The organism is Streptomyces sp. NBC_00207, assembly GCF_045160965.1.
GTDB lineage: Bacteria > Actinomycetota > Actinomycetes > Streptomycetales > Streptomycetaceae > Streptomyces.
In genome coordinates this window covers 439,250-459,739 of the sequence record NZ_CP130715.1, presented here as the reverse complement: position 1 = coordinate 459,739, position 20,490 = coordinate 439,250, and the positions used below count along the sequence as shown (strand labels likewise).

Here is a 20,490-nt window from a genome sequence, read left to right as displayed (position 1 = left end):
CGTCGAAGTCGCGGTCAGGCTGCTCGGCGCTGGTGGTCATGCGGTGTCTTCCCGGGTGTTGTCCCGGACGGCCCGGGCGAACGCCTCGCAGCCCGTACGCCATGCGGCGTCCAGGTCTGCGCCGGTCGGGAAGCGGCCGTCGAGTTCGAGCACGACCATGCCGTGCGCGAATGCCCAGAACGAGCGGGCGATGTCGATGTCGCCGTGCACCGCGCGGGCCAGCGGCGTCGCCGCGCGATCCTCGAGCCCCTCCGGGAGCGCCGCGCGGGCGAGCGGCCGACTGTGGGTGATGCGGTAGAGGTGCGGGCTGGCCAGAGCATGCCGCCGGTAGGCGCCGGCGAGAACAAGCAGGGGCGGCTCGCTGCCGATCGCCGCCTCGGCGGCCTCCAGATCCTCCGCCAACCGGATCATCCCCTGCGCCTGGAGCCCGGCCTCGACAGCGGCCTTGTCGGGAAAGTGCTTGTACAAGGACGGCGCCCGGATGCCGACACGCTCGGCGATGCGCCGCATCGACAGCGCATCGGGCCCTTCGGCGTCGAGCAGGTCCCGGGCGGCGGCCATGATCTGCTGCGCGCGGTCAGCCACGGGGGGCCGTCCGGATCCGCAAGCGGGCACCCGAACGGCCGACGTCTCGGAGGGGAGCGCCGGTCGGGACACTGCCGTACGGGGTGCTGCCGGCGGTGCCGGTGTTCATTGCGGCCCTCTCGCATCGTGACCGACCGAACCGGCTAACACCGTTAGCCGCGTGGCGTCACGGTATGGCTACCCGTGTGGGCCGTCAAGCCCGGAGGATGCCGGACGTCGAACCGGCCGACTGCCGGGCTGCTGCCGTCGGGATCCGTTGCCCGGGGGCGGCGGTACGAGCGTCGGCGCCGGGGGCTTCTTCGGGCGGCTCCGGTGTTCCCGGCCGGGGGAGAGGGCCGGGAAGCGGGGTCGCCCGGGTGCCGTACGGATCCGGGCGGCAGCCCGTCGTGCGGGCGGCCCGGCCGCATGGCGCCGGGGGGACGATCGCCATGCGGCTGGGGCCGCTCCGGAAGTCCTACCCGCAGGTGGTGCTTCCGGTGTCACGCGTCTGACCCGGCAGCGCCATCCCAAACGTGCTTCGTTGAAGAAGTTTTGAGGAGACGTCAGGAGGTGCCCGCCCTGAGGGGCGTGCCGGAGTTCCTGCGCGTGGTCGGCTCGGAGGATGCGGAGCAGTCCGAGGGCGGGCCGATCCAGCGCGAAGGGCCCAGGTGAACCGGCCTGCCGGCGAGGGCAGTGCCGAGCGGCCCCAGGTTCTGAACCCCGATCGAGAGGGGCCAATCCACGCTGCGCCAGGGCTCGTTGAGCGTCGACGGCAGCAGTTCGGTCGCCGGGATCGCGCACTCATTTCTTAGCATCAGAGGCCAACTATTCGCCCGGTCGCCGCCGGGAGGACTACAAAGGTCTCAACGGAACCGAACCCGGCGATGGGGTTGATGCCACCCCGTCGGCGATCGGAACGATGTCGAAGGCGGTGGATTGCGTGCGCGAGTACAGCAGGATCGAATCGACGGCGGTCAGATTACTTCCGAGAAGTCCGGGTTCCGGCTCCTTCAGCTGATCCGGGGTGGCCATGCTGAAACCAGTGTGTTTTTCCCCGGCGTACGCATCGGTGGACGAGTATCGGCTCCTGACGTCGACCATAAGGTCGAGGGTGGAAGATGCTCCGGGCTGGTTCAGCAGGGCAGGGCATGGGGAGGGGGGAACGCCTCACCTCCCCCTGCGCATTCACCTGCGAGGTCTGTTCATCGAGCTCTACATCCAACTCCGCCTGCAGAATTCCGACCTTCGTATCGTCGGATTCCGCAACACCTTCGAGAACTGGCAGGCCCCGCCGGAAGCGTACGTCCACCACGTGCGGGACTGGGTCGCGCCACCGGGGATCCGCCGAACGGAAGTCCTGCCCTTCGGCGGAGGACGGTTCGACCTGGAGGCGGCCGCCGACGTGCGCCGTTCGGGAATCTCCCTGGGGCGCCGCCCCTTGAGTGACGCGGTCGTCTGGCTGCATCGGAACCGCGACCCGAAATGCACCGCGCACGGCATTCTCGTCCTCTCGGAAATGCTCTGCGAGGCTGCCCGATACCCGGCCCTGGCCGATGCGATGTCGCGCATCTGGATGACCGGCGGGCGCCTGTCGGCCGATGCGGGAGTCGCCTGAAGAATCTTCACGTGGGAACCGATCCACAGGTGTTCGGAACCGAAGGAGAAGGAGCGAGACCGAGACCAGGAGCGAGACACCTCTCAAGGAAACCGTTTCAACCCCGTACGATCTGTGATTCCCGTTCCGGGGATCCACGGAACAGGAGCGAAAGTGATAGTCAAGCGCGCCGGTCGCCTCGTGGTTCTCGCCGCCGTACCCGCCGCAGTGTGCCTCACCCTCGGCCTTTCCGGACCAGCTCTCGCGGAGGGCGGAAAGGCGTACCAAATCGACCTGGCGCAGCTGAACGCATCGGGCTCCAGCGGTACGGTCATGCTCAGCCTCAAGGGCAACCAGCTCACGGTGCAAATCGAATCCAAGGGAATGGTGCCCGGACAGCCGTCGGCCCAGCATCTGCACGGTTCGACCAAGGGGCACGACTTCAAATGCCCGGACGCCACCGACGACACCGACGGCGACGGGGTCCTCAGCAACACCGAGGCCACGCATGACTACGGCGACATCAACATCTCACTCACCACGGCAGGGGACACCAAGGCCACCAGCGGCCTCGCCGTGGACCGGATGCCCGTCGCCGACAAGCAGGGCAAGATCTCCTACAAGCGGACGATCGCCGTCGGCCAGGACGTGGTCGACCACATCAAGGACCTGCACGTCGTGCAGCACGGCATCGACCGCAACAAGAACAAGAAGTACGACTTCGAGGGCGCCGGCAAGAGCGAACTCGACCCGAAGCTGCCCCAGGAGGCCACGGCTCCGACCAACTGCGGAGAGGTCAAGGGCGCGGCCGTGGGGTCCATTCCGGTCGGCGGCATCGAGACCGGCGGCGGCTCGACGCAACACGCCTCGGCGCCGGTGACGGTGCGCGACGGTGCGGCGATCACCGTACTCGCATTGGTGGCGGGTGCGGTGGCCCTCACGCGGAAGCGGGCCGTGGCCGTCCCCGTGCGCAGGGGGAACACCGGAGGCGGCGCGTGAAGCCGGCTCCCACGCTTTCCGCACCTGCCGGGTCCACCAGGCGGCCCCGCCGCCGGACCGCGGGCCCCCTGGCGGCCGCCGCCCTCGCCGGGCTGCTCCTCGCGGGGTGCTCCGGGCAGAACGAGGCGAAGCCCCCCGCCTCGGACGGGCAAGCCCTCCAGGGCGGGGCGCCGGCCGCCGCGGGCGGCGCTCCCACCGGGAAGGCGCCCGCCGGCGGTGACTCCGCGCCACCCGCAGACGGATCCCAGAGCGGTACGGGCGCGGGCCGGGCCGAGCCCGCCCTCGCCCGGTCGGAGCCGCAGAAGATCACGATCCCCTCCCTCGGCCTGTCCAGCACCTTGGAGACGCTGCGGCAGAACCCGGACGGCACCATGCAGACCCCCAAGGACCCCGCGCTCGCGGGCTGGTACGAGCCGGGGCCGACCCCCGGCTCCCAAGGGCCGGCCGTGATCGCCGGCCATGTCACGTGGAACGGAGCATCCGCAGTGTTCGAGAAGCTGAAGACGATGAAGGGCGGTGACACCATCAAGGTGACCCGACGGGACGGCAAGACGGTCACCTTCACGGTGGACCGGGTCGCCGAATACCCGAAGGCCGAGTTCCCCACACTGGAGGTCTACAAGAACCTCGACCACGCCGGCCTGCGCCTGGTCACCTGCGGCGGTGACTTCGACCCCAAGAAGCACTACTACGACAGCAACGTCGTGGTGTTCGCCCGCATGACGGGAGCCGCGTAGCCAGGACACCGGGACGGGAGGAAGAGGTCCGTCAGCCGCAGGCCCCCACTGCGGCTGACGGACCCTGCCGTGCTCCCTCGGACAAGCAGGTCAGCGGGTCGGACAGGCGGCCTGGGTGACCTTTCCGGCCTTGCCGGCCTTGTCGGACCTCGTCGCGGATCCGGGAGCAGGCACGGCCCGGTCCGCTGCTTGACGAAGTAGAAACCGCGCGTCTCGCCGTCGTCGTCGACGTTCACGGCGATGACGCTCCTCCGCTCCGCCGCCGCGCCTCACTCGCCGCCGGCCCCAGCGGGTCATCGATGCGGCCGAGGCCGTGCTCCAGCGTGCCGTCGACTCCGCCCGAGCACTGGGCCCGCTCACCCGCCATCGTCCAGCGGGACGTGGCCACGCACCGCGATGCGTCCCCGGCCGAAGCCCGAAGCGGCTGCCGCCACGGCCTGCCCTCCCCATCGGGAAAACACCCAGATGTCCATTCGGCCCACCGCCGGCAGGCCGCGCCGCGGGGGAGCACAGCCTGACTGTGGGACGTTGGATCATCGACGGGAGCGATTCGGTGTACACACTGTGTACTACCCGAGCGATGAGGAGGACGTGATGAGCGCGGCCGACGAGGGACGGCGCTGGCCGGACGAGGTCAGTGTCGACAACGCGAGGATGACGCTGCTGCAGCTCCTCGCGCGGACGGGGGTCCCTTCCGGTGACGCGCGGCAACTGATCGGGCTCCTGGAGGCGGGCGCCCTGGCCCTCGCGCACGAGGAGCTGAGCGGCGGCCGGAGCGCTCCGGGGGACAAGGGCGAGGCGTACGAGTCGGGCTGGCTCGACGGCGCCGGGTACCTCCTCGACGAGCTCGGAGCCGTCGCCGAGCGAACCCTCGTACAGGTCGTGGGGGCGGACGGGCAACCGGGCCCGGCGGGGGAGCGCCCGCGGGCCGGGCGCGTGGAGGTGGAACGGGCGCGGGTGGCGGTCACCCCCCTCTACCTGTCGTTCACCGCGGTCTCGGAGCTGGACCCGGAGGTGACCGACGAGGTGCTCGCCGCCGTCCTCGGCACGATGAGCCCCCGGCAGCGGGCCGGGTACGCCGGGCGGCTGACGGAATTCGCCGCAGCCCACCGGGACCGGCTGGAGCGGATGTTCGCGGCCTACGGACCGGACAGCGCCATCACGCTGCACGGCCGCTACTCGCTCCTCCACTCCTCCACGAGCATCGCCGTGCTCGAACGGCTCGTCTCCGCGCCGCAGGAACTGCGCGACGAGTGGGACGCCGCAGCCCTGCCGCCCGCGTGGCTGGACGGGCTCACGACCGCCTGGGACGCCCCGGCCTGATCATCCCCCGGCGGAGGGGAACGGCCGTCATCGACCTCGCGCGCTCAAGTGGAGTGATCGCTTCCCCTGGGCACATCCCGCATGATGTCCGGCATGAGCCACATAACCAAGGGGGCCAACTCCTACGTCCCCAGCGTTGCCCTTCGCGTCGCGGTGCGCCATGAACCGCGACCCGGTGCCCCGCTGGTCGAAGCCGCCGCTGTGCTGCTGGACGCGCACGGCAGGGCGCGCGGGGAAGGCGACGTGGTCTTCCAGGGCCGGCCGGTCCATCCCTCGGCCGCGGTACGGCACGTGGGAGGCGCCCACGACGTCTCCGAGCAGTGGCTCGAACTGGATCTGCCGCATGTCGAGGCGGAGATCGAACGCGTCCTCGTCGTGTGCTCGACGGAAAGCGGCACCGTCGGGGCCCTGGCGGAACCGACCGTGGAAGCGTTCGCGGCGGACGGCGTCTCGGTCGTCCGCTACACGGTCACCGACGCGACGACGGAGACCGCGTTCGTCTTCGGAGAGTTCTACCGCCGCGCGGGCGGCTGGAAGTTCCGTGCGGTGGGCCAGGGTTACGCCTCCGGGCGAGCGGGCCTCATGACGGACTTCGGCATCACGGTGGCAGCCTCGGCGACGCCTCCCGCGCCGGCCACGCCCCCTCCGGCGCTGGTGTCACCGGGCCCCGTTCCGCTCGCGGGGGTGTCGAAGACCAGTGGTCCGCCTCCCTTCATGCCGCCCGCACCCGCATCCGCCGACCAGGCGCCGAGCGCGTCGCCGACGCGGGCCCATACCGATGGCGAGTGGACCTTCGGACCGGTCTTCGAGCCCTGCACCGTCGAGGGGAAGGGGAGCCAGGTCGTCACCGCGGACCACCGTGTCCCGCAGGGTCCCGTCCTCGTCGAGATGACGTACGAAGGTGACGAGTACCTCTGCGTGGAAAGCCTGGACGAGCGGAACAAGGACGACCAACTGGTCTTCAACTCCATGCTGAAGAACTTCCGCGGCAGCGCGGCCATCGATCGGGCCGAAGGCCGCCGGCTGCGCCTGCGTGTCCAGGCGTACGGCAGATGGACGCTGACCTTCAGGCCGCTCGCCCACGCCCGCAGGCTCGAGTTCGACCGCGAGCTGACCGGCCGCGGTCCCGAAGTACTGCTCTACACGGGGCCGGTGGCGGATCTCAAGGTCAGGCTCCGCGACGAGACCGGCGGCAGCTACTGCGGGATGTACGGGTACGAGGTCGACGGCCACGCGACCATCGAAGCCGCCCCCGAGACGCTCCTGGTCAACGAGGCCGGCCGCCGCACCAGGGTGAGTACTCCCCTCCCCGAAGGGCCCCTCCTGCTCCTGTTCAACGCCGCCGAGGGCTCGTGGCGCATGAAGCTCCGCCCGGTCTGAGCGGGCTGAGCGGTGCGGCTGGGACAGAGTCCGATGGAGGCGGCGGTGTTGCCCCGGAACTGCGGATTCGGGCAGGCGTTCGTCTACGCTGAACTCCTCGTCGCGCCCGCCGCGAAGCCGGAGAACGGGTTCGACCGCTTCCTCGAGGGTGGAGTCAGGTGAAGGACGACGAAATATGCTCGCTCTTCGACGGCCGTGGCCGCGTCGAGCTGTTGCCCGGCCAGACCACGGACGCGAAGCAGCGCCGGATAGAAGAGATCGCCCACGCGTTCGGCTACCGGCTGCTCACCGTCCACAACCTCGGCCTCGCGGGCGTCCGGCTCGTCTACGAACGCGACGACGCCCCGCCCGCACGCCGTCGCAATGAGCTGACCCTTGCACGCCTGCGCGCGGGTGGGCCGCTGCTGTCGGCGGTCGAGCCGCGTGCGGCCTCGGCACCAGGTCCGCCGCCACCGGTCACAGCGTGGGTCCCGCGCCAGCGATCCGGCCGTCCCCCGTCGGAGCCCCCGCCGCCCCAACCTCCTGGCGGGTGACCCGGCGCGGCGGTGTCACGCGCTGCGAAGGCCGGCGCCGGATCACATCACGATCACCGGCGCAGCGATCCGCTCATGGATCCGACCTCGATTGTCCGAGTGGCAGGCCCTAGACCTTCGAGTCGGGCTTCCAGTCCTGGGCGAGGAGCCCGAGCAGCACCTCGTCGAGGAACTCGCCCATCACCCAGGCCGAGGAGCGCAGCACGCCCTCGCGGACGAATCCGCCCGCCCCGGCCGCGTCAGCGCAGGCCCTGCTGAACGTGTCGATCCCCCAACAGCCGACCGCCGGCACCCGCAGGTCCGGTCCCTGTGACTGCGAGGCCCCGACCTTGCACGTTGCATTCCCGGATGGGGTCGAGGTGGTTGAGCCCTGCGAGGAGAACACCCCGGCGTCGGCGTTCCTGACGGCCCGCTGCCAGGACTGCGGCGGCCTCTACCAAAGCCCGTGGCGCAGGACCCCGACCCGGGTGTAGCGACGCACTCTCTGCTGGGCTGGATGACACGACGACGCTGACTCCGACGGTGAGTGTTCCCACCCCGCACAGGACCCTGACGGTGCCCCGCGCTGCCATGTCAGCCGACGCCGCTTCCTTCGCGCGGCCGGGGGTTTACGGGCCCGCGCAGCAGCCGCCGACCCGGTCCCGCAGCCGACCGTTCCTGCCGCGCTGGTGGAGCGCAGGGCGCCGCCGGGGGGCTATCGCCGTGCGATCGAGGCGCACCGCCAGGCCGCGTCTGCTCCCGGGTGGACCCGGCCATCACGCAGGCGGTGGAGAGGCAGACCGCTGTGATGCGGGAGCGCAGCCGGTGGGTCGTTCCGGACTCGGAGGAGCTCACCGACGTGCCAGCGCCGATCGATAGTGCCGTCCTGCAGCGTCGCTGCGAGTTCACCACCGAGACTGCTGCCCGGCACCGGGCCCGGGACGAACGGGCCTTGCTGAGAGGGTCCAGATCATCCCTGCATGCGCGGGGAGCACACACCGGCCCCGGTTGCGGGGAGCAGGGCGGCTAGAGCAGCGAGGCCGGCGTCGCACCGAAATCATCCCGTGTGAGCGGGGAGCACTCCTCGAGACTTTCCCGCTTCGCGGCGTGCTTTGCGTCGGCGGAGAGCACATCAGCGGCCGAGGTGGTCAGATGCGGCGGGGTTCGACGATCGCCTGGGGGGATGCGGAGCGCACGACGCTGGCTGCGGGGACGACGCTGCTGCCCATGCAGACGCTCGCGGCGATGGCCGAGTGTCGGCCCACGGCGAAGCCGGGGCCGAGGGTGATCATGCTGCCGGTCTGGACGTGGTCTCCGATGAGGCCTCCGAATTGGGATGTTGTGCACCGGTAGGGCGGTTCGCCGCCGGGGCCGTGAAGGACGATCTCCTTGACGGGAACGCGCATGTCGTAGTTCCACAGGCTGATCGCCGCGATCACGAGGTTCGCGGACAGGTGGGCATCGGCCCCGATGACGGAGTGCCCGATGCCGACCTGGTGGCCGAGAACGGTGTTCTCCCCGACGAAGGAGTGGGTGACTTCGCAGCCGAAGCCGACGGACACTCCGGCGGCGAGGACGGAGCGCTTGCGGACGGTCGAGAACTCGTGGACGCGGACCCCGGGCCCGATGATGACATCCTCGCCGATGATCGCGGTGGGGTGGATCTGCGCGGTGGGGTGGGTCCGCTCGGGCAGGACCTGTAGGGCGTCGTCGTGCAGGGCGTCCCAGCGGGTAAGGAAGTCGGACAGCTCGAACTCACCGATCTTGGCGTAGCCGGTGGCCTCCAGACCTGACGCCGCGGGGTTGTGGACGTAGTCACCGATACGGATGGAATCGGGCACCTGACTCTCCTGGTCGTCGTCGGGGTAGTGGGAGTGGTCAGGCCGCTGCGGCGGCCTCTCGGCGCAGGAAGTCGGGCAGGGCGGCGGGGGTGTTGTCGAGCCAGGCGACGTAGCGGGCCACGCCTTCGGGCACCGTGATGCGGGGTTCCCAGTCCAGGGCGGCGGTCGTGCGGGCGGTGTCAGCGGTCCCGCCGAGCGGGTCGCCTGCGGGAAGCGGCCGGTCCTGGAACTCGGCGTCGGGGTAGTGGTTGCGGATGAGGTGGGCGACGTCGGCGATGGAGGCGGCCTCGCCGGTGCCGATGTTGAGGGTTTGCCGGTTTGCGCCGCGGGCGAGCATGGCCTGGATGGTGGCGTCGGCGATGTCTTCGACGTGGACGAAGTCGCGGACCTGTCGGCCGCCGCCGTTCAGGTGCAGGGGTAAGCCGAGTTTGGCTCGCATCGCCATCCAGGCGACCACCCAGGAGTGCGATCCCTCCTTGACGGTCTGGGGTTCGCCGTAGACGGAGAAGTAGCGGACCGAGGTGTGAGAGACGTTGGCCTCGCCCAGCACGAGCGCGGTCTGGGCCTCGCCCCACGCCTTCGTGTTCGCGTACACCGACAGCGGGGTCACGGGCAGGTCTTCGTGCCAGGTCTGCACGTCGTGGCGCCCGGGGTCGCCGTTGCCGTAGACGGCTGCCGAGGAGACGAACACGAACCGGCGTACGCGGGCGTTGCAGCGGCGAACCGCGTCCAGGAGGACCTGGGTGCCGGTGACGTTGGTGGCGAGCGCGGCCATCGGGTTGCGGGTGCAGGCGGCCACGTCGGCGACGGCGGCGGCATGGATCACGTAGTCCGCTTCCCTCACGACGTGGTCCATGAGCATGGGGTCGGCGATGTCGCCCACGATGGTGTCGGGGTCAGTGGTGTGGACGCCGAACAGGTCGGCATAGACGGTGGCGGGATAGGCGTCGAGCTTGCCCACGGCGAGCACGCGGGCCCCGGCCGCGCGAAGCCGGGCGGTGATGCGGGAGCCGACCAGGCCCCCGCCCCCGGTGACCAACACGGTCGAACCAGTGAGGGCAGCGGACAGGTCGGCGTCAGTCAGGCTCACGGTGGTCTCCTCGGATTCGAGCGGGAGGACAAGGTGGTGGGGAGGGTACGACCGGGCGGCTTGGGACCGCCTCCCCGGCAGGTGCCGCCCGGGGCAGGGGTGGGCTCCATCGGACGGACCGGCGGTGTAGCCCCGGGCGGCGTGATGAACAGTCAACTCGCCCACACGGAATGTGAGTACCGTGGGCGAAGCAGCAACCCGTTCAACCCGTTCAAGATCGTTTCCGGAGGGGGTCGACGTTGGCAGGGGACCGGACACCGAACAGCGCGTTAGCGGACGTGATCGCCGAGTCCGGGGCCACGTACTACGCGCTGGCCAGGGAGATCCGCTCTGTAGCAGCCGAGGCCGGCCATCGACTGAGTACCGGGCCGTCGGCCGTCGCCTACTGGGTCGCCGGGGGTACACCTTCCGGCCAGACGCCGTTCTACATCGCCGAAGCCTTGACGAGACGGACCAAGCGGCGGGTGACGGTCGCCGAGATCGGTCTAGGCTGCGAAGTCGGCGGGGCCATGGAAACCGATCCACTGGCCGTCATCGCCGATCTCGGGAGATCCGCCATGCAACGTCGCCGCGACTTCCTCGGCGCCGCATTCACCTCTGCTGCCGTCAGTCTGCCGCTGACCTACAACCACGAAGCGGTCGCCGCGACGCTCCGGGCGGCCGAGACCGGCGCAAGCGTCGGCCCGACCGAAGTCACGACGGTACGGCAGCTCACCGAGATGTTCCGCAGCGCGGACGAACGACTGGGCGGCGGCCACGGCCTAACCACCGTCACCGCCTATCTGACTGACACCGTCGCACCGATGCTCACCGCCCGGTTCCCCTCCGCCACGGTCCGGTCCGAGGCGTTCGGGGCGGCGGCCCAGCTGGCCTGCCTGGTCGGCTGGAAACACCACGACCTCGGGCGGGAGGGCGCCGCCCAGCGCTACTACCTGCTGGGCTACCAACTCGCCTGCGAGGCCGACCCGAACGGCCACGCCGCGTGGATGATGCGGGCCCTGACCCATCAAGCCCTTGACCTGGGCCACCCCGGCTCATGTCCCGAGCTCGCCGAAGCGGCCCTGGGCAGGGCTGTGGGGAAGGTCGACCGACAGACCGAGGCCCTGCTATTGGTGACGTGCGCCAGGGCGTACGGGGCCGGCGGACAGAGCGCCAGGGCCGCACGGGCCCTTCTGGCCGCCGAGGACGCCGTGACGGACACCCGCGACCCGGTCACCGCCTACGCTGCCGCCTCGGGGCCGGTGGCGGCCACGGTCGCCTCGCACATGGGCAAGACCCTGACCGCAATGAAGGACCACATCGCGGCCGAACGGCACTACCGGCGATCCCTGGCAGGCCGAACCCCGGGCACCTACCAGCTCAAGCACGGGCTGACCATGGCCAACCTGGGGCGATCGGTGGCCGGTCAGTACCGGCACGAGGAAGCCGTGGGCCTGTGGGCCCGGTCCCTGGACTTCATGGGCGGTGTGGTCTCCGACCGCAACCGGCAGGCGGTCAGGGAGATCCAGGCGGCGGCGGCCCGGTACCGCAAGCGCGGTGTGGTCGGCGCGGCGAGCCAGAACCAGCGCGCCACCGAACTGCTCAACAACCAGGCGTGAAAGGAACGAACACCAGAATGCCGAAGATCGGGGTTGTGGTCCTGACCATGGGCGACCGGCCCGCCGAACTGGGAGCCCTGCTGGCCTCGGTGACCGCGCAGGAAGGCGATCCGGCAACCGTCGTGGTCCTCGGCCAGGGCGTGAAGCTCCCGCCCCTCCCGGACGCCGTGGACGGCGTGGAGCTGCCGCAGAACCTGGGGATCCCCGGCGGCCGGAACGCCGGCGTGGCCTGGCTCCGCGAGCGCGGCGGCGTCGACGTCGTCGTGGTCCTGGACGACGACGGCCTGTTGCCCCGCACCGACACCTTCCGCCTGGTCCGGGAAGCGTTCGCCAGCAGGCCCCGCCTGGGGATCGCGGGCTTCCGGATCGCGGACGAGACCGGGAAGAGTCAGCGCAGGCACGTCCCCCGTCTGGGCGGCAAGAACCCGATGGTGTCCGGGCTGGTGACCACGTTCCTCGGCGGCGGCCACGCCATCCGCATGACCGTGATCGACCAGGTGGGCGACTTCCCCACCCAGTTCTTCTACGCCCACGAGGAGACCGACTTCGCCTGGCGGGCGCTAGACGCCGGCTGGGAGATCGACTACCGGGCGGACATGGTGCTCCAGCACCCCCGCACCGAGGCGTCCCGGCACGCGGTCTACTACCGCAACACCGGCCGGAACCGGGTCTGGCTGGCCAAGCGGCACCTGCCCGCCGTCTTGGTCCCGGTCTACCTCGCAACCTGGGCCGCCTACACGATCGCGCAGCGACCCCCGCTGTCCGGTCTGGCAGCCTGGTGGGCCGGCTTCTTCGAAGGCGTACGGGTGCCGTGCCCGCCAAGGCGGCCCATGCGGTGGCGGACCGTGGGGCGGATGACCAGGCTGGGCCGACCCCCGGTCATCTGACGCCGCGCGCCCCACTGCTCGTGCACCGTACGGATCGCCACGGCCTGCCCCCTCCAGCTCGCCCCCGGCAGCAGGGTGCCGGACCCGCCGCCATCGGGGTAGAGGGCATGGGCCCCGGGGGCGCGGTAGGGCCAGGGCATCGCGGCCGCCACCGCTGCGGCCGGCGTGCGGTCATGCGTGCCCTGCGGACCCTACGGTCGGGGGGTTCAACGCGTCGCACCGTCTGCACAACCTGCTGGAGCAGACCGCAGCAGAGGTTGGCTCCGACGCCGCGGTATCGAGAGGACCGACGTCGTCGTTCCCGACGGCCTGCTGACCCCGGACCCGGCCGTCGTCAACGTGAGGGCTTCCGAGGTCGGGCGTCGCCGTTTCAGCCCGCCACGCCCGTTCCCCTCCGTGGTGCGAGGCGCTGTTCCGCTGGCTGGGCAAACGACACTGACTTCGGCGAGGCTCTTTATCCCCTGTTTGGGAGAACCCGCTTCTGGTGGGGCTGCTGCGGATAGGGTCGGGGCAGCTCGTGCCGGCATGGGTGTACGGGTCAGGCCCGGTGCCCAGAGCGCTCTGGGGGCAGTACCACCGGGCTGTCCCGCCCCGCACCGACTGTTGAGCTGCTCGGCGAGCGTCCCGACGCGGGCTGATTCCCGGCGCTGCTGCTGTCGAGCCCGGCGTAATCGGCCGGTGCACCGGAACACCGGTCGACGTCAGGACGACAGCCTGATCTCGCCCATGGTCGAGCGCCGAGCCGAGCCGGCCGGGGCGGGCGATGCCTCGCCGGATCGCCGCTGTCGGCACTGGCCACGCCGCGATGTGCCTGAGCATGTCGCCTCGTGCGAACGCTCTCTGTTGAAATGTCAGTGCCGCCGCCTACCGTGAAGGCAGGGACCGCCTGGCAGGGGAGGGCACATCGTGGGTCACATCGTCTGGCACACAAAGCTCAAGATGCTTCTTGATCTCAAGCAGGAAAACCTTGGCCAGGACACCATCGATGAGTGCTCTCCGCGCGAGCGGAGGTGGTCCGTCCGAGATCCTCCGGACCTTGATCAACCTGGCGTGCTCTCCGCGCGAGCGGCTCGGCCGCAAGAACGGTTCATTCCCGCGTCGGCGGGGAGGACGCGCGCCTGCTCACGCCAGCTGGTGCTGTGACCCGGTGAACCTTTCCGGTCATAGCACTAGCGCGTCCAGTTCTTAAGAGAAGACGCGATCTCCCGGACATCGACCTGGCCGCCAGCCACCCGCTCCACGAGGTCGACGGCCTCCTTGGTCGTCACGTTGACCGGCAGCCCGGAAGCATTCAGATACGCAGCAGCCACCGCCGCCGCGAACAGCTCGTTCGAGTGCTCCAGCGCCGGGACGCGTACGAGCTGCTGCAGCAGCGCAGCAGCCCGGTGGTGGGGCTGTCCGTAGACCGGCTGTGTGTCCATCACACGGAAGCCGTGCCGTGCCCGGGCGGCTTCGAGGGCTCCCCAGTCCACGACCTCAGGGTCGCCGGGGATCTCCTGGTGCGCGATGTCGAGCAGCCAGGCCAGATCGATCTGCAGGAACATGCCCATGCCGCGGGCTCAGGCCGCAGTGGCGCTGTGGTCGGCCGGGCCGCCGAAGCGCTGGGCGAAGCCCTCAGCGTGCTGGCCGATGAAGGACCGCGCGCCCTCCACGAAACGGCCTCGCGTCAGGTCAGCATCCAGCACCTCGCCGACGTATGCCTCGGCCGGCAGCCGCTTCTCCGCCGCGGCACGCTCCAGCTGCGCGTACTTCTCGTCGCTGATCTCAATACGGATTTCCCGAGCCATGCCACCACCGTAGCGGTCAGGCGCGCCGTACGGCAGGGGAACGGTCCCGGCCAGGACCCGGGTGATTGCCCCGCAATCACCCGGACCGCGGGGCACCGATCGGCTGGGAGCCCGGAACTGCGCTGCAGGTCCTCGGCCAGGCGCTCGGCCATCCTCGGCGCCTTCGGCCGTAACAGGGTGACCAGGCGTCGGCGGCCGGCCTTGCGGATCCGAGTCGGTGACCCGAACCCGCTCCAGCAGAGTGAGGACAGCCGGGTGCTGCAACCGCGGCCCGAGCACTCGCTTTGGCGAGGGGTGGATCTGGGTCAGCAGGCCGTGGAGCCGGTTGGCGACGCTGGTCGCTTCGCCGGGCAGGTCGTCGTCGAACCCGACGATCATCTCGAGCTCGGCGATGGTCTCCTCCTCGCCGTCGATGTGATGAAGGCGTCCTTCGCGTCCGTCTTGGCCTTGCCGGGGTAGAGGTCGGCTACCCGCCGCATTGTCAGACCCGCGAGGTAGGCGACCGGGCAGCCCATGTCCCGGGCCACGGCCAGCGGCAGGGCACCGATCGAGGCCGGCTGTGGGCGCGCGTCGAGGGGAAACGCCCCGACGGGGTCCAGTGCGGGGCTTCGGTCTCGGCGAGGATCGCGTCGACCTCGGTCTGTGCGTCGTCGTCCCAGGTGCAGGATCTTCACCTTGGTGCTGGTGGAGACGGCCCCGGCGCAGGCGGGCAGGTCGCGGGTGCTCGGCGAGAGGAAGGACCGTGCCCGGGTGAATCGCCGTGTCTCCCGGTTCCAACGTGGTCGGCCAGGGATACGTCAAGCGGAACAGAGAATTTCCACACGTATTGAGGAAGCATCCTTGCGAGATAAGGGGCTGGGACGCTACACCGCCACTCCCCGGCCACAGAAGGCCTGAATGCAATATGCCACCCGGTCGGGTGAACGCTCCCTTCAGCCGTCGGGAGCTGCCGGTAGCGTCGATCAGGCCAGGCGATGGAGGTAATTCCGGACTACTAGGACAGGGCTGGACATGCATGAAAATTACATAGTACGAGTTCCTAAAATGGGGCGGACAGGTGCGATCGTGATCAGCCTCGCAGGTCTGGGGCCAATCGTGGGTGGCCTCGTGCAGGGAACAGTGCCGATCGTCGCGGTTGTTGCGATCGTCGCCCTCACTCTCGCGTGGGACGGCTTCCGCGCCTACTTCCTCCGCCCGGCCGCTCTCCCGTGCCCGTGTGCTGCGGACGACGACAACACTCCTCGCGGCGGCAGCGAGGCGACCGTCGCCGGTGTGGAACGTCAGCCCACGCCCATCGAAAGCAGGCGACACGCGCACTGACCCACCGCACGGTGGACTCGGCACCCGGGGCCGAGCCTGTCGTGCAGTAGATCGGGCCGCGAGCGGGAAGGTCCCCACAGGGTCGGGAGCAGCGGCGCCTGTCCCGGCGAGAATCGCGTCGACCTCGGCCTGGACGTCGTCTCACAGTCCTGTCGCTCCTCACCCCGCCTGCCGTGTTCATGGCGGTAACGGGGGGCGGTCCATCCCCGCGTCGGCGGAGAGCACAACGCGAAGACCCAGTTCTGGCTGGACCGCCCCAGTTCACCCCCGCGTCCGCGGGGATGATCCGTTGCGACGCCGCCACGAGGTACGACAAGCTCGCGGTCCGCTACGAGGCGACCGTCCTCGTCGCGGCCATCAACGAGTGGCTGTGGGCAGCATCTTCGCGAATGACCTGGTGCCCTTCACCGATTCTCCGCCTCGAACGCCTGGGCGACGGCCAGGCTGTCCTCGTAGACATGGTGCCGGGTGACAAGGCCGTCTTCGATGGTGAGGTGCAGAGCGAACCGCGCGTGATACGCACGTCCGGTGGGCCGGGCGGTCTGACGGATCTCGCCGAGCACGACCGCGTCGCTTCCGTCGATAAGGATGCGCTCGACCTCAGTCGCCACATACTCCGGCACGTGGTACTCCGCAAGCTCGCGATAGTGGGTGGCTGCGTCGGCCCGGGTGGACCTGTGACGGATCCACGGCGTGGCAGTACGGCCGTGCTCGGCCTCCGGCCAGTCGAGCTTCCAATCGCCCTGCTCGGCATACAGCTCGGCGATGCGCTCGGGGTCGCCCTCGCCAATTCTGCGCAGCAACTCCTCAACCACAGTTGCCGTGTTCGTAGGTTCGGCTATGGACATGGCTGACCTCTCCGTCCCGGTCCGCGTCCTCCGACGCGGGGAGATCACCAAGCCTGCCAGCGCAGGCACGCTGAGACGATTACCTCTGAAGTAAGGCAAGCGCATAACCAAGATCCACTTTCGATACACGCCCTGGGCAGCTGGTCCTTGACCTGGGTGTAGAAGTGAATCCACTGGGCGAGTGATCAGCACGAGGAGGCACTGTGCCCAGGTGTTGGCCGTGCTGGGGCCGTGGTCGATGTGCAGCCCGCGGACGAGGTCGCCGGCGACCAGGAGGCAGGCACCGGTCAGCAGGGTGTAGTGGATCGAGTTGGGGCTCTTCAGGATTTGCTGGCTGCCGCTCGGGGGCCGACCTGCGCAGCTGCGGGCGAGCCTCCTGAACTGGCACTTTGCGGCCCGGGAAAGCCTCGCGGCCACATGGGCAAGCCTTGGGTGCATCGCTGGGCAAGCCTGCGTACACGGTAGGCAAGCCAGGTTCAGCAGGCTGGGCAAGCCCGTCAGTCCTGGACTGGCTGAGGCCGGGGCGGCTGCGGGGTGAGCCTTTTGAGGCCCTTGCGGTCGTAGTAGGCGGTCATCGCGAAGCCGAAGAGGAGCGCCAGCACCGTACCGAGAGCGATCATGATCCAGGAGTGGGTGAGGCCGGCGTCGCCGCGCGCGTCGAAGTAGAGGATGGCCCGTACGCCGTCGCTGAGCTGACGCATCGGTTCGAAGTGCGAGAGGAAGCGGTAGAAAGCCGGGACGGCCTGCAGCGGGACCGTCGCGCCCGATGAGGGCAGCCCCAGCACGATGAACACGAACATCGACACGAGCTGACCGATGCCGCCGAACGCGGCGTTGATGGCCTGTACACCCAGACCCACGGCGAGCGCCGCGCAGTACGAGTACACCCACAGCAGCGGCAGGTGGGAGGCGTCCATCCCCAGGATGCCGACGCACGCCACCATCACCAGCGTGGTGCTGACGAGCGTGATGCCGGCTGTCATCAGCATCTTCAGGAGCAGCGTCTGTGTCCGGTCGCTCGGCACCGTCGGGCGGCGCGTGTGCCAGGGGCCGATTTCGTTGTCGGCGTAGCCGAGGGCGGTGTCCACGCTGTTGCTGATGACGTTGCCGCCCATGAATCCGGCCAGCACCAGCAGCAGGGTGTAGTAGAAGGCCGTCAGGCCCAGTCCGCTGTGGGTGCCGATCGGGTGTCCGACCTGTGTGACCACGTCCACCGGATCGGCGAGCAGCAGCTTCGTGGTGGGAGTGGCGGAGGTGCCGGCGGCCGCCGTGAGCTGTTCGCCGACCGCGCGGGACGCGCGGTGGGCGGCCTGCGTCGTGATCTGTCCGGCCAGCGAGGATCCGAGGCTGCCCTTGCCGGGGTTGGTGAGCACGGTCAGCGTCGGCAGGCGGGTGGCCGCGGCCGTGGGCAGCGCCGTGACGGCGTCGGTGAACCCGGCGGGGACCACCAGCGCGCCGTAGACCTTGCCGGAGTCCAACTGATCCCGCGCCTGCGCGAGGCTCAGCTCACGCCAGTCCGCCTTGCCGCCCGCCGGGTCGGCGGCGATGGAGGCGGTGATCTGCGCGCCCAGATTCTGCTGCTGCCCCGGCGGCGGCTTGCCCGTGTCCTCGTTGACCAGGGCGATGGGGAGGTCCCGCAGCTCCGCGTTGGGATTGACGATGCCGCCCATGTAGAGGAGGGACAGCAGCAGGGCCAGCAGCCCCGTGAGGATCGTGGGCACCAGCCACAGCTGGGGGCGGCGCACGAGGGCCGCGGCGGTGGCTTCGGGGGCGACGGTCGGGGGCATCGGTCTCCGTAGCTTCCCGGCGGGCCGGGCTCGAACGACGGTGGAGGCGGCCGCGCCGCACGGGATCCCAGAATCTCCCGTGCCGGTGAAGGCAGCCACGCACCTCGCGCAGCGCCCCCGAACCCGCCCGACGGACCACCGGAACAGCCCACCTCCAATCCCGCGATGCCCCACGCGCCGGGGTGCTACCAGGTCCAGCGGAAGTCCGCCGCCGCGTGTTCGAGTGCTGGAACGAAGCGGTGAGCCCCCCCGGCGCACGGACTCCACGTCGATGTCGGACGGCGACCGCCGCCGGACGGAGAGAAACCGTTCGAAGAGCTGGTCGTGGCCGAGCGGGTTCGCGGTGGCCACGAACAGGGCGTGGTTGGCCATCGAGCCGGGCGCCCGCCCTGCGGCCGCGACCCGGATCCCCACCACGCTGCCGCCGTCGACGCCTCGATGCCCAGCGCTTCCGAGGCGGAAGCGCCGTGCGGCCACCGACCGGCAGCTTCACGAGACTGTAACCGCCGAGGCGTGGATGCGTGATTACCAGTGGGCGCAGATCCGTGAGCAGCAGGCGGCTGCCGCCCAGGCCCGTGCCGAGGCCGCGGTCGCGCAGCCGGACTTCGATGACCCGGCCGCGCTGGTGGCGCCGGTCGTGATGCCCGCGCCGCGCCCGGCTACCGCGACCCGGGCCCCGGTCCCGGACCGTTCCGGCGTTGAGGAGGACCAGGAGCTGGTCCTCGAGGACCTCACCCGGGAGCAGGTCCTGGCCCGGCGGGACCGCGCGGCCGTTTACCACCAGGTCGTCCTCGACCACATCGTCCGGTACGGCGAGACGTCGGCGCAGCGCCTGTTCACCCAGGCGTTCGTCGCGACCGTGCAGCGCCTGTCCGGCCTGGGGCACTTGGAGCTCGGGTACACGCCGTGGGGGCAGGCATGAGCGGCAGCGAGGTGTCCAGAGTGGACCTGGCGCGGGTCGCGCTGCGGGCCGCGATGGAGGCGGCGCGGAGGAATGACAGTGGCCAGAAGGCGAAGTCGAAGCCGCGGGTCGTCCGTACGGTGCGGCGGGAAGGGCGCGAGCCGATGGGCCTCGGTGCCGCACTTGGCGCGCTGGTCACCGAGCGGGCCTGGACGCTCCCGGCCACTGGCGCTTCCCTGTGCGAGTGGTGGGCGGCCATCGCCCCCGACCTCGCCGGGCATGTCACCGCCGTGGGCTTCGATCCGGAGTCCGGCCGGCTCACCGTGTGCCCGGAATCGTCGGCCTGGGCGACGAAGGCGCGCCTGGAACAGTCCCGGGTCATCGCGGCCGCCAACGCCGCGGCCGGCGGTACGGTGGTGCGCGCCCTGCGGGTCCTGCCGCCGGGGGCTGCACCCGCTCCCGGCTGGGCCGACGCTGCCGCGGGACCGGTTACGCCGACCGCCGCTCTGGTGCAGCGACGGACCCCACCGGAGGGCTACCGACGTGCCATCGAGGCGCACCGTGCGGCCGCGCCGCCGCGCCAGGCGGACTCGGGCATCGCGGAGGCGGTGAAGCGGCAGAGCGCCGAGATGCGGGAGCTGAGCCGCAGGGCGTTCCCCGAGCCGGAGGCGGTGGCGGACGATGCGTCGGCCCTGATCGAGGCCGCCCGTGCGCAGCGCCGCCGCCAGGCCGCGGCGACCGAGGCCGCCGCTCTCCACCGGGCCTGTGCTGAACGAGCCCAGCGTTCCGGAGCAGCGGTCATGCTGCCGCAGCCAGCACCGGTCGGGACGACGGCTTGATCCTTCGGCTGGCCCGTCCCCTCATGACGAGCGTGTGCAGCCCATTCTCGATGCGCGCGCGGCCCAGGCTCAGAGGCGACGTGTGAGTGCGTTGTCCCCGGGCTCCCCGGCCGTGCTGGCCGTGGCGTGCCCCGACTGCGGAAGCGCAGCCGGTGAAGCCTGTCGATCGCCGCGTGGCTCGCATCGTGGGCGGGTGGAGCGGGCTGCTGGCCGCACGTGACGCGCCTGTGGTTCGGCCCGTCGGTGAAGCCCTGGCCGGGCCCAGGGATGGGTGCAGAGCCTTCTTTTAGCTAGTGGCAGACGGCCCGGGGCAGCCGCTTCATGGCGCGTCCGGCGCGGCCAGTACACCGGTTCGTCAGCCTGCCTTGCCGGGTGCCGGGTGCCGGGTGCCGGGTGCCGGCGCGGCAGCCTCACGCTGCGCGGGTTCCGCCAGTGCTGGTGGCTCCGCCGCGGCCTGCCGGACGTCGGAGGTCAGGACGCGCA

The 20,490-nt window shown here is 70.5% G+C and carries 19 protein-coding genes and 3 pseudogenes; 11 read left to right on the top strand and 11 right to left on the bottom strand.

What is annotated here, in order from left to right; all coding sequences use genetic code 11:
* Nucleotides 1–36: 36 nt before the first annotated feature.
* Both OG472_RS02430 and OG472_RS02425 read right to left on the bottom strand, forming a co-directional pair.
* Nucleotides 37–561 carry a TetR/AcrR family transcriptional regulator gene (locus tag OG472_RS02430; RefSeq protein WP_405834737.1) on the bottom strand — a complete coding sequence of 175 codons (525 nt, stop codon included), beginning with the start codon at nt 559–561 and terminating at the stop codon, nt 37–39.
* Between the two features lie 855 nt (nt 562–1,416).
* Nucleotides 1,417–1,665, bottom strand: coding sequence for a hypothetical protein (locus OG472_RS02425; RefSeq protein WP_383576902.1), 249 nt, complete (start codon nt 1,663–1,665; stop codon nt 1,417–1,419).
* 10 nt (nt 1,666–1,675) lie between these two features.
* On the opposite strand from OG472_RS02425, the gene OG472_RS02420 reads away from it, so the two are divergent.
* The 6 genes from OG472_RS02420 to OG472_RS02395 all read left to right on the top strand — a co-directional run bounded on the left by OG472_RS02420 (nt 1,676) and on the right by OG472_RS02395 (nt 7,130).
* Nucleotides 1,676–2,179 carry a ribosome-inactivating family protein gene (locus tag OG472_RS02420; protein WP_405827386.1) on the top strand — a complete coding sequence of 168 codons (504 nt, stop codon included), beginning with the start codon at nt 1,676–1,678 and terminating at the stop codon, nt 2,177–2,179.
* Between the two features lie 153 nt (nt 2,180–2,332).
* A complete protein-coding gene (locus OG472_RS02415; protein ID WP_401614619.1) occupies nt 2,333–3,157 on the top strand; it encodes a hypothetical protein in 825 nt (274 codons plus the stop codon).
* On the top strand, nt 3,154–3,894 hold the full coding sequence (locus tag OG472_RS02410) for a class F sortase (RefSeq protein ID WP_401614617.1): 741 nt from the start codon (nt 3,154–3,156) through the stop codon (nt 3,892–3,894). The genes OG472_RS02415 and OG472_RS02410 overlap by 4 nt, the downstream gene beginning before the upstream one ends.
* Nucleotides 3,895–4,488: 594 nt before the next feature.
* The gene (locus OG472_RS02405; protein WP_401614615.1) at nt 4,489–5,217 is read left to right on the top strand and encodes a hypothetical protein; all 729 of its coding nucleotides are present in this window, start codon (nt 4,489–4,491) and stop codon (nt 5,215–5,217) included.
* Between the two features lie 93 nt (nt 5,218–5,310).
* The gene (locus OG472_RS02400; RefSeq protein WP_405827382.1) at nt 5,311–6,597 is read left to right on the top strand and encodes a TerD family protein; all 1,287 of its coding nucleotides are present in this window, start codon (nt 5,311–5,313) and stop codon (nt 6,595–6,597) included.
* Between the two features lie 158 nt (nt 6,598–6,755).
* The gene (locus OG472_RS02395) at nt 6,756–7,130 is read left to right on the top strand and encodes a hypothetical protein (protein ID WP_405827381.1); all 375 of its coding nucleotides are present in this window, start codon (nt 6,756–6,758) and stop codon (nt 7,128–7,130) included.
* Between the two features lie 109 nt (nt 7,131–7,239).
* Here the strand turns inward: OG472_RS02395 and OG472_RS02390 are convergent.
* The 3 genes and pseudogenes from OG472_RS02390 to OG472_RS02380 form a co-directional block, all read right to left on the bottom strand.
* A pseudogene (locus OG472_RS02390) lies at nt 7,240–7,359 on the bottom strand (N-acetyltransferase); the annotation flags it as partial.
* Between the two features lie 898 nt (nt 7,360–8,257).
* Nucleotides 8,258–8,950, bottom strand: coding sequence for a transferase (locus OG472_RS02385; RefSeq protein WP_405940779.1), 693 nt, complete (start codon nt 8,948–8,950; stop codon nt 8,258–8,260).
* 37 nt (nt 8,951–8,987) lie between these two features.
* Complete coding sequence (locus OG472_RS02380; protein WP_405827377.1) at nt 8,988–10,040, bottom strand: NAD-dependent epimerase/dehydratase family protein; 1,053 nt, start codon at nt 10,038–10,040, stop codon at nt 8,988–8,990.
* Nucleotides 10,041–10,279: 239 nt separating this feature from the next.
* Between OG472_RS02380 and OG472_RS02375 the strand changes: the two genes are divergently transcribed.
* Nucleotides 10,280–11,638 (top strand): tetratricopeptide repeat protein, encoded by a 1,359-nt coding sequence (locus OG472_RS02375; protein WP_405940778.1) that lies wholly within the window; start codon nt 10,280–10,282, stop codon nt 11,636–11,638.
* 17 nt (nt 11,639–11,655) lie between these two features.
* Complete coding sequence (locus OG472_RS02370; RefSeq protein WP_405827374.1) at nt 11,656–12,525, top strand: glycosyltransferase family 2 protein; 870 nt, start codon at nt 11,656–11,658, stop codon at nt 12,523–12,525.
* Between the two features lie 1,169 nt (nt 12,526–13,694).
* Here the strand turns inward: OG472_RS02370 and OG472_RS02365 are convergent.
* From OG472_RS02365 to OG472_RS02355, 3 genes and pseudogenes are all read right to left on the bottom strand, one after another.
* A complete protein-coding gene (locus tag OG472_RS02365; protein WP_405834736.1) occupies nt 13,695–14,069 on the bottom strand; it encodes a fic family toxin-antitoxin system, toxin component in 375 nt (124 codons plus the stop codon).
* 15 nt (nt 14,070–14,084) lie between these two features.
* Nucleotides 14,085–14,312, bottom strand: a complete 228-nt coding sequence (locus OG472_RS02360; protein WP_405835043.1) for a hypothetical protein — start codon at nt 14,310–14,312, stop codon at nt 14,085–14,087.
* 125 nt (nt 14,313–14,437) lie between these two features.
* Nucleotides 14,438–14,872: pseudogene (locus tag OG472_RS02355) on the bottom strand (transposase); the annotation flags it as partial.
* 505 nt (nt 14,873–15,377) lie between these two features.
* Here OG472_RS02355 and OG472_RS02350 point away from each other — a divergent pair.
* A complete protein-coding gene (locus OG472_RS02350) occupies nt 15,378–15,632 on the top strand; it encodes a hypothetical protein (RefSeq protein ID WP_405940777.1) in 255 nt (84 codons plus the stop codon).
* A gap of 404 nt (nt 15,633–16,036) precedes the next feature.
* Here OG472_RS02350 and OG472_RS02345 read toward each other — a convergent pair whose 3' ends face one another.
* From OG472_RS02345 to OG472_RS02335, 3 genes and pseudogenes are all read right to left on the bottom strand, one after another.
* Complete coding sequence (locus OG472_RS02345) at nt 16,037–16,480, bottom strand: nuclear transport factor 2 family protein (protein WP_405827372.1); 444 nt, start codon at nt 16,478–16,480, stop codon at nt 16,037–16,039.
* Between the two features lie 497 nt (nt 16,481–16,977).
* Nucleotides 16,978–18,267, bottom strand: coding sequence for a YhgE/Pip domain-containing protein (locus OG472_RS02340; protein WP_405943130.1), 1,290 nt, complete (start codon nt 18,265–18,267; stop codon nt 16,978–16,980).
* Nucleotides 18,268–18,516: 249 nt separating this feature from the next.
* Nucleotides 18,517–18,681: pseudogene (locus tag OG472_RS02335) on the bottom strand (hypothetical protein); the annotation flags it as partial.
* Nucleotides 18,682–18,784: 103 nt separating this feature from the next.
* Here OG472_RS02335 and OG472_RS02330 point away from each other — a divergent pair.
* Nucleotides 18,785–19,189, top strand: coding sequence for a hypothetical protein (locus OG472_RS02330; RefSeq protein ID WP_405827370.1), 405 nt, complete (start codon nt 18,785–18,787; stop codon nt 19,187–19,189).
* Nucleotides 19,186–20,007 (top strand): DciA family protein, encoded by an 822-nt coding sequence (locus OG472_RS02325; RefSeq protein WP_405940776.1) that lies wholly within the window; start codon nt 19,186–19,188, stop codon nt 20,005–20,007. Before OG472_RS02330 ends, OG472_RS02325 begins: the two co-directional genes overlap by 4 nt.
* Nucleotides 20,008–20,490: the final 483 nt, after the last annotated feature.

Bases quoted from the DNA above. Each gene is read 5' to 3' on its own strand.
- OG472_RS02430 (WP_405834737.1), bottom strand. From the start codon at position 561: ATGGCCGCCGCCCGGGACCTGCTCGACGCCGAAGGGCCCGATGCGCTG.
- OG472_RS02425 (WP_383576902.1), bottom strand. From the start codon at position 1,665: ATGGTCGACGTCAGGAGCCGATACTCGTCCACCGATGCGTACGCCGGG.
- OG472_RS02405 (WP_401614615.1), top strand. From the start codon at position 4,489: ATGAGCGCGGCCGACGAGGGACGGCGCTGGCCGGACGAGGTCAGTGTC.
- OG472_RS02400 (WP_405827382.1), top strand. From the start codon at position 5,311: ATGAGCCACATAACCAAGGGGGCCAACTCCTACGTCCCCAGCGTTGCC.
- OG472_RS02370 (WP_405827374.1), top strand. From the start codon at position 11,656: ATGCCGAAGATCGGGGTTGTGGTCCTGACCATGGGCGACCGGCCCGCC.
- OG472_RS02365 (WP_405834736.1), bottom strand. From the start codon at position 14,069: ATGTTCCTGCAGATCGATCTGGCCTGGCTGCTCGACATCGCGCACCAG.
- OG472_RS02360 (WP_405835043.1), bottom strand. From the start codon at position 14,312: ATGGCTCGGGAAATCCGTATTGAGATCAGCGACGAGAAGTACGCGCAG.
- OG472_RS02345 (WP_405827372.1), bottom strand. From the start codon at position 16,480: ATGTCCATAGCCGAACCTACGAACACGGCAACTGTGGTTGAGGAGTTG.
- OG472_RS02340 (WP_405943130.1), bottom strand. From the start codon at position 18,267: ATGCCCCCGACCGTCGCCCCCGAAGCCACCGCCGCGGCCCTCGTGCGC.
- OG472_RS02330 (WP_405827370.1), top strand. From the start codon at position 18,785: ATGCGTGATTACCAGTGGGCGCAGATCCGTGAGCAGCAGGCGGCTGCC.
- OG472_RS02325 (WP_405940776.1), top strand. From the start codon at position 19,186: ATGAGCGGCAGCGAGGTGTCCAGAGTGGACCTGGCGCGGGTCGCGCTG.